At 55.1% G+C, this 13334-nt stretch carries 6 protein-coding genes; 5 read left to right on the top strand and 1 reads right to left on the bottom strand.

Annotated features, from left to right (window positions below; genetic code table 11):
- Positions 1–161: 161 nt before the first annotated feature.
- Positions 162–2486 (bottom strand): STAS domain-containing protein, encoded by a 2325-nt coding sequence (locus HUV30_RS10585; protein WP_174405394.1) that lies wholly within the window; start codon positions 2484–2486, stop codon positions 162–164.
- A gap of 266 nt (positions 2487–2752) precedes the next feature.
- Between HUV30_RS10585 and HUV30_RS10580 the strand changes: the two genes are divergently transcribed.
- The 5 genes from HUV30_RS10580 (at position 2753) to pgm (ending at position 13326) form a co-directional block, all read left to right on the top strand.
- Positions 2753–5494 (top strand): M16 family metallopeptidase, encoded by a 2742-nt coding sequence (locus tag HUV30_RS10580; protein WP_243452150.1) that lies wholly within the window; start codon positions 2753–2755, stop codon positions 5492–5494.
- Between the two features lie 239 nt (positions 5495–5733).
- Positions 5734–6834, top strand: coding sequence for a redox-regulated ATPase YchF (gene ychF, locus HUV30_RS10575; protein WP_174405393.1), 1101 nt, complete (start codon positions 5734–5736; stop codon positions 6832–6834).
- A gap of 64 nt (positions 6835–6898) precedes the next feature.
- On the top strand, positions 6899–7825 hold the full coding sequence (locus HUV30_RS10570) for a transporter substrate-binding domain-containing protein (RefSeq protein ID WP_174405392.1): 927 nt from the start codon (positions 6899–6901) through the stop codon (positions 7823–7825).
- Positions 7815–11363 carry a PAS domain-containing hybrid sensor histidine kinase/response regulator gene (locus HUV30_RS10565; RefSeq protein ID WP_174405391.1) on the top strand — a complete coding sequence of 1183 codons (3549 nt, stop codon included), beginning with the start codon at positions 7815–7817 and terminating at the stop codon, positions 11361–11363. The genes HUV30_RS10570 and HUV30_RS10565 overlap by 11 nt, the downstream gene beginning before the upstream one ends.
- A gap of 316 nt (positions 11364–11679) precedes the next feature.
- Positions 11680–13326: a phosphoglucomutase (alpha-D-glucose-1,6-bisphosphate-dependent) gene (pgm, locus tag HUV30_RS10560; protein WP_174405390.1), complete on the top strand. Its 1647-nt coding sequence runs from the start codon at positions 11680–11682 to the stop codon at positions 13324–13326.
- The last annotated feature ends 8 nt before the right edge of the window (positions 13327–13334 follow it).

Raw genomic sequence — 13334 nt, 5'->3', positions numbered from 1 at the left:
CCCTTTTTCAGACTGGTAATCAAGTCATTTTGAGTTTTATTCGCCTCCGGCGGGCAGGGGGATAATCCCCCTGCACCCGGTGTAAGCGATGCAATTTCGTATTTGGGCATAAGCCACGGCTTACTGCACTTTTATTAATTTATCAGACGGCAGAACGACCGTTACGCGACGAATACCGAAGCAAGCGACAGCCGCGCCCGCACCTCGTCGCTAAACCCGCACTGGCTGAAGGTTTCACCCGCAGCACCGGCATGACCACCACGCAGCGTCAGCTGCACGCCGTGCTCTGCCGCAAAGCGCGATGCCGCAATAAGAAGTTGGATAAAGGATATGTCCGTGCTCTGGGTCTCGCGCATATCAAGTTCAATGGCGGCATGCTCCTGCATGAGATCAAGCAGCAGATCACGCACATTCTCAGCGGCGGCAATGGTAACGTCACCAGCCAGATTCACCACGGCGCGGGATTCATCCGCTGTCACGGTGAAACCATGCAGGCGTTCGGTCTGCCCTTCCATGGCGAGCACAACCCCTCCTTCCACCTCCTCCCTTGTGGGATTCAGGTAGGAAAGATCAGGCTCATTGCCCGAATCCATAAACAAATCGGCATCGGGGTCAGCGTCCGGGTCTGCGGCAGTATCCGGTTCATTAAAAAAGTCCTGTTCTTCACTGACTGCAGATTCTTCCGCTTCCATTCCGGAGACATCGTCCGGCAGCAGAATACCGGCTGTGCGGGCTTCTTCCAGAAGTGCGGCCTCGAACTCGGCTTCCAACGCTGCAAGCTGGCTCTGATCCCCTTCGGGATACTCCGCCTCAAGGCTCTCGTCCTGAGTCGTAGTCTCACCGCCAAAAGCGGATACACCGCTGTCCCCGCCGGCGAACAAGGTGTCGACACCGGATGCAGGAAAACCGGAAATCCCTTCGCCCTCGCCGGCAACGTCCTGTGCAAATGTCTCGGAAAGAGCCGCTTTTTCATCCAACGTCAGGATACCAGAATTATCGCCTGACGGATCGTCCGCCAAAGGCATGTCTGCTCCGTCGGTAAGAAGACGCGAGTCATCCGGACTGCCGTCCTCATCCGTATCGGGCCAGTACTCGCTGGACACATCATCCGCCGGCAGGTCCTCAGCAGGCTCCGCAGGCTCCGGACGGTCGCTTTCACTCTCTGAAGTCTTACCGCCAGGCGCTGTATCGATAAAGGCAGCATCAATATCGCCCTGCACAAACAAATCACCGGCTGCATGCGCGATGGAGCTGGCCATGCCGGATGCATCGCCGGAATGCTCACCGAGCAGTTCCGCAAGAAGCGATTCGGTATCATCCTCAGGGACGGTCGCCATTACCGGAGAATCACCTTCTATAAGCTCATCCACAGGTGCCAGATCTCCAAACGGATCTCGCACGGACGAAGCCACAAATGAAGCCACAGACGAAGCCGCCGGTTCTTCCACAGATTCATCCGGTCCATTTGCCATCTTCAGAATCGAGGACTCCACGCCGTCGACAATGGAATCAAAAATATCCTGCTTTTTCAACGCGGAAGCCGGCAATGGGGCAATGCCTGCTCCGAATGCGTCCGAACCGTCCCAAGGTTCAAACGGCACGTGTGATCTTTCGCGCATTTCGGCCATGGCACGGTCGAACTCTTCCATCAATTCGTCCAGTCCCTCAATGGGGGCATCCGTCACCTGCTGATCGTACAACGCTGCCCCATCATCCGGCGAACGCTCCTCCGCTGTAAGCGAAAGCGTTCCGGAAGCAAGTGTCAGCACGTCCAATGCCTGTATCTGGCGAGAATCCAGCATAAACACGGCTTCCACAAGGTCCTGCTCAAGAATGGACGAAAACAGAACATAAAGTACCCCTTTAAGATCTGTTTCGCAGCATACGGTAGCCGCCAGATCACACTCGCAGTGCGTGGCAATGACATGTCCGCTTTTTTGCAGAAATTCGAGCAAATCAAGGGGGGTAATATCTTTTGCGCCGATATCCGCATGCAGATTGAAGGTCAGCATGTACAAAAAGGCCCCGTCACCGCCGCACTGTTCCAGCTCGTAACCGGAAAGATGCATTATGGGCTTTCCGTCAGCAAAACAAATGGGATAACCGGGATCGAACATTCCCTCGGAAGGCATATGGGACTGCGCGAGCGCTTCAAGAGCGGCAACGGCGTCATCATATCTGGACGTATCCTCATTTCCCGCAATGGCGGCCAGCACGGAACAACCCCGCAGGATAGTCCGGACTCCCTCATGCGCCAGTTGCAGCGATCCTGAGCGCAGGCGCTCAAGCACTATTTCAAGCAGCCGGGCAAGCCGGAGCAAACGCTCCTCTCCCAGAAGTCCCGCCCCCATCCTTACACTGGTGACAACACGAAGAATACGCCCGAGAAGCTCGGAATCGGCCTGCTCATCGGCTACTTCGAGTTCCAGAAGATACGGTTCAAGCTCTTCCACAAGACTGGCAGAGCGCCTATAGAATTGTTCCAACAATGCCTCTGGCATAGATATCTCCATTGACGGATACGCCGCCGTGCGGCCAAAGTACAACAGGCCGCGACCCTATCGCAACCACTTCGGGAACATTACCCATTTTACGTCTGCGGGCAAATTATTATGCAGCAACCTTGCCTTGAGGACTTTGACGATTACCTGTATGCAATATGGCACACAAGCTATGCTTGATGCCGCTTCTGAAGTATCATGCCCTCCGGGCTGTCATTTTTCCGAAAAGTTTGACCACAGGAGCTTAAACGATGTTTCAGCGGTTCTCCGGCTTCCTGTTCGGTATCGTCGTCATGATCGCGATGATCTCGATGTACATTTTTATTGATAAACCAACTGAAAAAACAAACGAGAAGACGTTGTCCGCCACTACTTCCCGCATGTCTGCCCCCGAAATAGCCCCCAAGCTCGCCGATACGGATTCCCCCGCCATGGACACGCCTCCGTGGGGCGCAACCATAACCCGCCTGCCCAACGGACTGACCGTGCTGGTTCAGGAAGACGAACGGTTCCCGCTCGCTTCCATCCGTCTTTATGTGCATGCGGGCTCTGCGTACGAAACACCTGCTCAGGCGGGCATCAGCCACCTGCTTGAACACATGGTGTTCAAGGGAACCGCCAAGCGCCCCAAAGGCGGCGCAGCGGGTGATATCGAGGCCATCGGCGGTTACATAAACGCGGCAACCAGCTTCGACTATACTGTCTATCTGGCCGATGTTCCCGTCAGCCACTGGAAGACCGGCATGGACGTTCTCAAGGACATGGCGTTTAACGCCACCGTTGATCCCGAAGAACTGGAATCTGAAAAGAAGGTTGTGCTTTCTGAGCTTGAGCGCGGCGAAGACAATCCCGGCCAGCTTCTCTTCAAACACATCTCTGCCAACACCCTGCCCAATACCCCTTACGCGCGGCCCATCATAGGCTACCGCGAAACGGTCAGCGGTTTCAGCAGACAGGACATCAAGGACTACATTGCCACCTATTACCAGCCGCAGTCCATGCTGCTGGTCGTGAGCGGCAAGGTGGACAAGAAGGCCGTGCTTGACGAAGCGCAGAAGCAGTTCGGCTCGCTGAACAACACCCGCGACTTTGTTCCCCCGGCGTCCATCGACATCACCCAGTTCACTGACGGCCCTACTGTCAGAGTTGAACACGGCAAGTGGAACAAGGTGTACATGAGCGTTGCACTGCCCATTCACGGCTTCAACGACTCACGTGCAACCGCCCTTGAAGTGCTCGCACAGCTTCTTGGCGGTGACCGCACCTCCACGCTCTACAAGACTTTCAAGTACGAAAAGCAGCTTGTGGATGACATTTCGCTGGGCGCCTACGCCTTTGAGCGAGTCGGCTTTCTGTACCTTTCTGCCTCCCTTGACGCGGACAAGCTGGACACGTTCTGGCAGGAACTCATGAAGACGTTTTCTTCTCTGGATGCGAACGCCTTCACGGACGAAGAACTGCAGCGCGCACGCCTGAATCTTGAAGATTCCATGTACCGCACCAAGGAAACCCTGCCCGGCCTTGCCTCAAAGGTGGGCATGTTCCAATTCTTCAGCGGCGGCGAACAGGGCGAAACCAACTATATCCAGACCCTTCGCCAGACCGGCCGTGCCCAGCTTGAAGACGCCATCCGCACCTACGTCCGCCCCGAGCGGATGCATGCAGTTCTGCTGCTGCCCGAAAAGGCCGAAGTAAGTGCCACAACGCTGGAAAAGTCCACCCGTACCATATGGCCTGTAAGCGCCGTTGCCGTGAAGAAGGCTGACAGCAAACAGCATCCCGCCGGCACTGAAACCATTGATCTCGGCAAGGGCAGAACGTTGGTGCTCATCCCTGACAATACCCTGCCCTACATCTCCATGGACCTTGTCTTTCAGGGTGGTGACAGCCTTGTCGATGCTAACCGGCAGGGCCTTGCCGAGCTTACCGCCCGCACCCTGACCAAGGGAACGGCAAAGCTTGATGCCACGGCCATTGAGGAATTCCAGTCCAACAGGGCTTCAGACATCGGTGCAAGCTCCGGCAGACAGACCTTCACACTGCGGGCAAAGTTCCCTGAGCGCTTCGGTGACGACATGCTCGGCCTGTTCCGCGACGTGCTCAAGGAGCCTGCCTTTGCTCCCGAAGAAGTAACCCGCGAAATCACCAACATGAAGGCGGCCATCAAGTCACGTGAAGACCAACCCCTCGGGCTTGCCTTCCGCCACATGTTCCCCTTCCTGTTCCGCAACCATGCCTATGGTTATTACCAGCTCGGTACGGACGAAAGCCTGAACACCTATACCCCGGAAAGCATCAGCACGTTCTGGAAGGAGCAGGTCGCCCGCCCGTGGACTCTGGCCGTATGCGGCAACTTCGATCGCGAAGCCATGCTCAAGTTGGCGAACAGCCTGCCCGTTCCCGCTGCAGAAAAGGCAGTACCTGCTCAGCCGGAATGGAACGCCGAACGCGAAAAGACGCTTACGCTGAAAGACCGTAATCAGGCTCACCTGCTCATGATCTTCAAAACGGCTCCTCTCGGTGCAGAAGACGGCCCCGCCCTTGACCTGCTGCAGGCCATACTTGCCGGACAGAGCGGGCTGCTCTTCAGCGATCTGCGCGACAAACACGGGCTCGGCTATACCGTGACTGCCTTCCCGTGGCAGTCCAACCTCACGGGTCTGCTTGTCTTCTACATCGGAACGGAACCGGAGAAGGAACAGCAGGCGCTGGACGGGTTCAAACGCGTTATCAAGGATCTGCAGACAAACCTGCTGCCTGCGGAACAGCTTGCACGCGGCAAGAACCTGCTGCGGGGCGACTACTACCGGGATCATCAGAGCCTGAGCAGTCGCAGCTCCGAAGCCGCATCGCTTTCTGCTTCCGGCTTCCCGCTGGATATGAACAAAGAGGCCATCGAAAAGGCAGACAAGCTCACAGCCGAAGACCTGCGCAACGTAGCCCGCAAGTACCTGCTGCCGGATTCCGCATACATCATGCGCGTTGTTCCCTAGCAGACGTACATCACGAAATGGCAAGCCCCCGAATTTGCTTCGGGGGCTTTTTCATGGGGTTATCCGCCATGCTCCTCCAGCTCACCACGTGTTCCCCGCGGCCTGCCTGGCTCGCCCGGCGAAACAGTATCCTGAGCTACGGAAGGCACAGCCTGCAAATTTCCTTTGTGTTTCACGCAAAAAAAACGTATTAGCCCCGCGGACGCACCGCGTTCCCATCTTTTTTCCGGAGAATCATCATGGCATTGAGCATCGGCATCGTAGGACTGCCCAACGTGGGCAAGTCCACTCTTTTCAACGCATTGACCAAGGCGCAGAACGCGGAATCCGCCAACTACCCCTTCTGCACCATCGAGCCCAACAAGGCCACGGTTCCTGTGCCTGACAAGCGCGTCGACACGCTGACCGAAATAGCCAAGCCCCAGAAGACCCTGTACGCCACCATCGACTTTATCGACATCGCCGGTCTGGTCCGCGGCGCAAGCAAGGGCGAAGGTCTCGGCAACCAGTTCCTCGGCAACATCCGTGAAGCAGCAGCCATTCTCGAAGTTGTCCGCTGCTTTGAGGACGATAACATCACGCACGTTGAAGGCTCGGTAGACCCGCTGCGCGATATCGAAACCATTGAAACGGAACTGCTGCTGGCAGACATTCAGGCCGTTGAAAAACGTCTGGACAAACTGCAGCGTGCCTCCAAAGGCGACAAGACCATGCGCCCCACCGTGGAAGCCATGGAACGTCTGCTTGCCTATCTGAACGAAGGCAAACCTGCCTCCACTTTCCCCGACCGCAAGATCGATTGCCTTGCCGCGCAGTTCAAGGAACTGGCACTGCTTTCCGACAAAAAGATCATCTATTGCGCCAACGTGGATGAAGGCGGCCTGCTGGAAGACAACGCCCACGTGCAGCGTCTCGCAGAATTCGCCGCATCCCGCGGTTGCGACATAGTCAAGATCTGCGCCAAGGTTGAAGAAGAGCTGCAGGGGCTTGATGAAGCCGAAGCTCAGGAGATGCTGGAATCCTTTGGCATCAGCGAAAGCGGCCTTGTGCAGGTTATCCGCACCGGCTACCACACCCTCGGCCTGATCAGCTACTTCACCGTAGGCGTGAAGGAAGTGCGCGCGTGGACCATCCGCAACGGCTGGACCGCACCGCAGGCAGCCGGTGTCATCCACTCCGACTTCGAACGCGGCTTCATCCGTGCAGAAGTTATCGGCTACAACGATTACGTCCAGCACAAGACGGAAGCAGCCTGCCGCTCGGTGGGTGTGCTGCGGTCGGAAGGCAAGGAATACATAGTGAAGGATGGTGACGTGGTTCACTTCCTTTTCAACGTGTAATGGTGTAGTACTCCTCCAGTGAACCAAGGCCCTGCGTCCGCAGCGCCGCACACCGGAGGATTACATGCCACAGAACAGCAAACGCCGGGGATTTTTGTCCTTCAAGACAATCCTCGGCGTTTTTCTTTTGCTCTTCTGCACCGGCGTCCAATCCTCATGGGCCGTGACGCTGAAGGAAATCCGCGAACGCGGCACCCTGCGGCATCTGGGCTTTCCCTACTCACAGTTTGTCACTCCCAACCATAACGGGATGGATGTAGACATCATCAAGCTCTTTGCCCAGCATCTGGGAGTGCGCTACGAGTTTGTGGAATCCCCGCATACAAGAATGTTCGCCGACCTTACGGGCAGGCAATACCACCTTACAGGCAAGGGGATGACATACGCCGGCAGCACCCCCATACGCGGAGACATTGCCGCAGCAGGCCTGACGGTTGCACCCTGGCGGGAAAAAATCGTCCGCTTTTCCATCCCTACTTTTCCCACCCAGGTATGGCTCATGACAAGAGCCGAATTACCCCTTGTCCCCATCACCCCATCAGGACATACCGAAGAAGATATTCAGGCCGTCAAGAAACAGCTCAAGGGGCGGAGTGTGGCAGGGGCAAAAGACACCTCCATCGACCCGGCACTGTACGGCCTTGAAGAATTCGGGGCTCACATCATACATTATGGTTCCTCCGCTCACGACCACATAGGTGCGCTGTTGCAAGGCAACACCGATACTATTCTGACTGATGAACCGGATGCCCTCGTCCTTCTCGGCATCTGGCCCGGCAAGCTCAAGGTAATAGGCCCCATATCCGATAAACAGCGTATCGCTGTTGCCTTTGCCCCTGAGTCTGAAGAACTCCTTGAAGCGTTCAACGCATTCCTGCATAGTTGCATGAATGATGGCAGCTATGATGTCATTATCAACAGATACTACCCTGAAGCAGTTCGAAACGTAGAAGCATTCATTGAGAAGCAGAATCACGCCGATGAAGAATGATTATACTTCTCTGACAAAGATATCCCGACACACAAGGTTGGCCCTGTATGCCGCCGTATTTACGGTCGGGATATTCCTGTTCTGGCTTATTGCAAAACTGCATCAGCAGAATATTGTTCTCAGCAATACCAACAGACATCACCTTCTTTCTTCAGCCAACAGCGAAGCACACGCCATCTCCTATTTCTTTCAGACCAAACTTGTCGACATTACCGAACTGGCACAGCACCCCTCTCTGGCAGCATATTACAGAACAAAAGATCTGGGGATGCCTCGTCAATACGGTCTGGAAGCCAGCATCAGTCTCATGGAAAATCAGTTCGAGCGTTTTCTCTTCCTGAATGTAATCAATGGAACGCCGATTTACTGTCACATAGGTTACAAGTCCACAGACAATTCATTAAACATTCTCAAAAAGTATCCATCAGCTGACTACTGCAACTCGGATTTCACCCTCCAGCAAGATGACAGCAACTATCAAAAAGCCGAAACAACCCGGATATATACCGGAAATTCAAAGAATATTATCATAACACTTCCATACATACATGATGGAATAGTTGTAGGGCATATTTTCAGTTCCATTCCTGTACACTCTCTGAAAGCATATCTCTCACAATTCTCCACAGACACCCCTCACAAGTCCTTCCTGCTGCATCCCGATAATCCTCCCATCCCCATCTCGGATGACAGCCCCGCGCAGTTTCCGGCATACAAACTCACGGGGTTGCGGCTGGGATACATAGAGCCGCTCCCTTTTGCAGGCGGTGACGGCTCTCTTCTGCCAAAGCTGCAGGCCATACGGCTTTCCATTCCCAACTCATCCTATGAACTGGTATCTGTTTTTGAAATCGACGATGTATACGGCCTTGCTCACCCGCAACTGAAACTGTTTCTGCTATCACTCATAGCCTCGGCCACGCTTGTTACCGCGCTGCTTGCAGTCCGGCTGGACCTGCGTAACACATCACTCAAAGCGCGCCTTGAAGAGGCAAGCAACAACAGAGAACGTATCCAGCTGCAGAACACCCTGCTGCAGCAGGAAATACGGGACAGAAAGAGTGCCGAAGAAAGGGAGGTTGCGCTGCGCAGTCAGGCCGAGAAGGTCAACATGGTCATACCGAGCGCCATCGTCTCACTGAATCAAAGCGGATTGGTTACCGCCTGGAACAACAGGGCGGAAGAAATTACCGGTTACCCGTCAGAAGAAGCCATAGGGAGGCACTACAGCTTTTTCTATGTGAATTCCGGTACCATAGGCCACACCATCGGCCCCGTTTCCAGCCGTGGCATCCAGTATGAAATCCGTACCCGATCAGGATCTGTCCGCACTGTCATCAAGAACAGGGAACCCCTTTTTGATTCCGCCGGCAACATAATCGGCGCTGTGGACAGCTTTGAAGACATCACCGACCAGCAGAGAACTCTGGCCGCACTGGCCGTTGCAGAAGAAAACTACAGAACCATTTTCAGCAATGCTCCGTATGGCATTTATCAGAGCACGGAAGAAGGCAAGCTGCTCAGTTTGAATCCGGCCCTGGTCAGCATGTTCGAATACTCCTGCGAAGAAGAGATGCGGGCAGCCTTGCAGGACAAGCTGGACGCCTTCTATGCAAGGCCGGAAAGCCGCAGAGAATTCCTGCGCCGCATGAACAAGTACGGCTTTATCCACAATTTTGAAGCGCAGGTTGTTACCTTTACAGGAAAAAATTTATGGGTAGTTGAAAACGCCAGAGTGTTCAACACCCCCGAAGGCACACCGGGGTTTGAAGGATTCATCCATGACATCACCTTGCAGAAAGAAGCAGAAAATCTGCTCATAGAGGCCAAGGAAGCGGCTGAAATGGCCAACCGTGCAAAAAGTCAATTCCTTGCCAACATCAGCCACGAGATCAGAACCCCCATGACGGCGATACTGGGCATGGCCGATATGAACCTGCGCATGGAGACAGATCCGAAAAAAGTACACAATCTGCAGGTACTCAGGGACGCCGCTTCATCACTGCTCAAACTGCTCAACCAGCTCCTTGATTTTGCCCGGATAGAAGCAGGAGCCATCGATCTGGAATATACGGACTTCAGCCCGCGCAAGCTTGTCAGCGGCATTCAGGATCTTCTCAGGGTTGAAGCACAGAACAAGGGTATTCATCTTATCACCGATTGTACGCCGGACGTACCTCTGCGCGTTGTCGGCGACAGGGACAGGCTACGGCAGGTATTGATCAACCTTGTGGGCAATGCCGTCAAATTTACGGATACTGGCTCCGTGACCATCGGGGTATCCCCCGAACGTCAGGAATATGGCGCCTCTATCACGAATACCTCCGCTGACTCACGGCAATCACACGCCGAATTACAAGCCCTTTCAAACGACGGCAACGCAGCCACAGAAAAGCAGCAGGCACTTCAGGATGTTCCCGAGTGGCTCAGTTTCACCATCCGGGATACGGGAATCGGCATTCCCAAGAACAAGCTTTCTCTCATATTCCAGAGCTTTGCACAGGCTGACGGCTCTATTACCCGCAAGTTCGGCGGCGCTGGCCTCGGCCTTGCCATATCTAAACACCTTATCGAAATGATGGGTGGAGAAATCAACGTCAGCAGCACCGTGGGGGCGGGAACAACGTTTCACGTCTCCATCCCCTTCGGACAATACAAAGGCAATGAAGCTCCGCTACCTTCACGGAAGCCGGATAACTCCATGCGCAAGGTTATAGAGGGACTTCGCATCCTTGTTGCCGAAGACAATCCTTTTAACCAGATCGTCATTGCCCAGATGCTGGAGTTAGACAATCATGTGGCCACCATCGCCGAAAACGGAGAAAAGGCGCTGGAACTTCTGGAAAAGCAGGAATTCGACCTCGTGCTCATGGATATACAGATGCCGGTTCTGGACGGGATAGACACTGCCAGAAAAATACGGTCCGGCACCCTTCCTGCTGTTTCTCCGCACATTCCTCTCATCGCTCTGAGCGCACATATCCGTTCCGAGGAGCAGCCCAGATTTGCAGAAGCCGGTTTCAATGCCTGTCTTTCCAAGCCGCTTGCGATTGAAGACCTGCGCCAGCTACTCCTCGACATTTTCCCCCACCGGGGTCTGGAATATGTCCCCGTGAAAACTCAGGCCGAGGAGCAAGCGGTATCTCCGGCGACCAAACTCTCCGATTTCGATGAAATCAGCCGTCTGCTTTCAGGCAGAAGGAATGTCATAATCACGTTGCTCACGCTCTATGCCCAGACCATGCCGGGCACGACAACCGCGCTTGAAGAATGTCTTATGAAAGGAAACTGCAGGGAACTTGAGCGCCTTACCCATTCCGTAAAATCTTCCATCAGGAACATAGGAGCTGCAGCGCTTGCCCAAATGGCAAAAGAGCTGGAAGACGCCGCCCGCAACGAAGATTTGACGCAAGCCATGCATATTTTCCCCAGCCTTCGCCTTGGCATTCATCAGACTATTTCAGAGGTAAATAGCTACCTCTCCCGCATAGACGACCTGCTCTCGGGAAACGCAATAATCAACGATTCAACACACTGATATAATACTCTTTTATATCAGCATGCGTTGCTGTGTGCGATGGCCCGCCGGCGCGATCACATTCCCCCTCCAGTGGCATGCGTATTGCTTATATCTGTGCATAACGGAGCGAAGCGACGGCATTCTGGCTAAGAGATCAACATACTTAGAATATACCGTAAACATAAGAGGTTCTCGCCAGACACCCGTCCTTCTCTCCGGTATTTCATTGCACTCCATGTTATAACTTCGCACCATGTCTTGAGATTCTGGTTTGTTACAGGTATAGAACTGCTCCATGATCCGTTTGTAACCGCATACCTGAACAGGAATCCGCATGGCCATCCATCCGCTCGCAGGCAAGAAGTGCCCACCCGAACTGCTCGTCAATATTCCCAAGCTGGTCTCCGCCTATTTCACGCTGCAACCCGACATGCAGGAACCCGCGCAGAGAGTGGCTTTCGGCACATCGGGCCACAGGGGCAGCTCGCTGAAATGCAGCTTCAACGAGGCACATATTGCTGCCATCACACAGGCGGTATGTGACTACCGCAGGCAGAACGGCATTAGCGGGCCACTCTTCATGGGCAGGGATACGCATGCCCTCTCTGAACCAGCCCACGACACGGCTCTGGAAGTGCTGGCCGCAAACGGCGTGACTGTCTGCATTGATGCGCAGGACGGCTACGTTCCCACGCCCGTCATTTCCCACGCCATTCTGTCTTTCAACGCGGCGGGCGGCAGCCTTGCGGATGGCATTGTCATAACGCCCTCGCACAACCCGCCTGCCGATGGCGGATTCAAGTACAATCCCCCGCACGGCGGACCTGCGGATACCGATGCCACCGTGTGGATTGAGCGCCGTGCAAACGAGCTGCTCAGCACCGCCAACAGGGACGTACAGCGCATTCCCCTTTCCCGTGCTCGCAAGGCGGATACAACCCGTTCGTACGATTATATTTCTCCCTACGTCCGCGACCTCGCCTCCATCCTCGACATGGACGCCATATCCAAGGCCGGACTGAAGATCGGCGTAGACCCGCTCGGCGGTGCCGGTCTTGCCTACTGGGAACCCATTGCCAAGCGATACAAGCTGGATATCACAGTCGTGAACAAGGAGACGGACCCCACGTTCCGCTTCATGCCCGTGGACAAGGATGGAAAGATCCGCATGGATTGCTCATCGCCATGGGCCATGAGCAACTTGATACACATGAGCGCCTCCTACGACATTGCCTGCGGCAACGACCCGGATACGGACAGGCACGGCATTGTGACCAAAACCGGACTGATGAATCCCAACCACTATCTTGCCGCTGCCATTCAGTATCTGTTTACGCACCGTCCCAACTGGCGGCCGGATGCCTCCATAGGCAAGACACTGGTATCGAGCTCCATGATTGACAGGGTAGGTAAGGAGCTGGGCCGCACGGTCAGCGAAGTGCCTGTCGGCTTCAAGTGGTTCGTCAGCGGCCTTATCGATGGCTCGTATGGTTTCGGTGGCGAAGAAAGCGCGGGAGCAAGCTTCCTGCGCAAGAACGGAAAGGTGTGGTCCACCGACAAGGACGGCATAATCATGAACCTTCTGGCCTGCGAGATTCTTGCCGTTACCGGCAAGGACCCGCAGCAGCAGTATACTGCGCTTACAGAGCGCCACGGCACCCCCATTTATGAACGCCTTGAGGCACCGGCCAACCCGGAGCAGAAAAAGGCGCTGAAAAATCTGGACCCGTCCGCCGTGCGCGCCGACACGCTGGCGGGCAACCCCATAACGGCCAAACTTACCAGTGCTCCGGCAAACGGCGCGCCCATAGGCGGGCTGAAGGTTGTAACTGAAGAGGGCTGGTTTGCCGCCCGTCCTTCAGGCACGGAAGACGTGTACAAGATTTACACAGAGAGCTTTGCCGGCCCCGAACACCTGAAAACCCTGCAGGCGGAGGCACGGCAGATTGTGGCCGATGCGTTTGCCGCCGCAGGTGCCTAAGCGTGTTG

This window comes from Desulfovibrio subterraneus (assembly GCF_013340285.1).
Taxonomy (GTDB): Bacteria; Desulfobacterota; Desulfovibrionia; order Desulfovibrionales; family Desulfovibrionaceae; genus Halodesulfovibrio; species Halodesulfovibrio subterraneus.
This window is presented reverse-complemented; position numbering and strand designations above follow the sequence as displayed.

What these genes read in the sequence shown, in the direction of transcription:
- pgm (WP_174405390.1), top strand. Translation starts at nt 11,680, where the DNA reads ATGGCCATCCATCCGCTCGCAGGCAAGAAGTGCCCACCCGAACTGCTC.
- HUV30_RS10580 (WP_243452150.1), top strand. Translation starts at nt 2,753, where the DNA reads ATGTTTCAGCGGTTCTCCGGCTTCCTGTTCGGTATCGTCGTCATGATC.
- HUV30_RS10565 (WP_174405391.1), top strand. Translation starts at nt 7,815, where the DNA reads ATGAAGAATGATTATACTTCTCTGACAAAGATATCCCGACACACAAGG.
- HUV30_RS10570 (WP_174405392.1), top strand. Translation starts at nt 6,899, where the DNA reads ATGCCACAGAACAGCAAACGCCGGGGATTTTTGTCCTTCAAGACAATC.
- ychF (WP_174405393.1), top strand. Translation starts at nt 5,734, where the DNA reads ATGGCATTGAGCATCGGCATCGTAGGACTGCCCAACGTGGGCAAGTCC.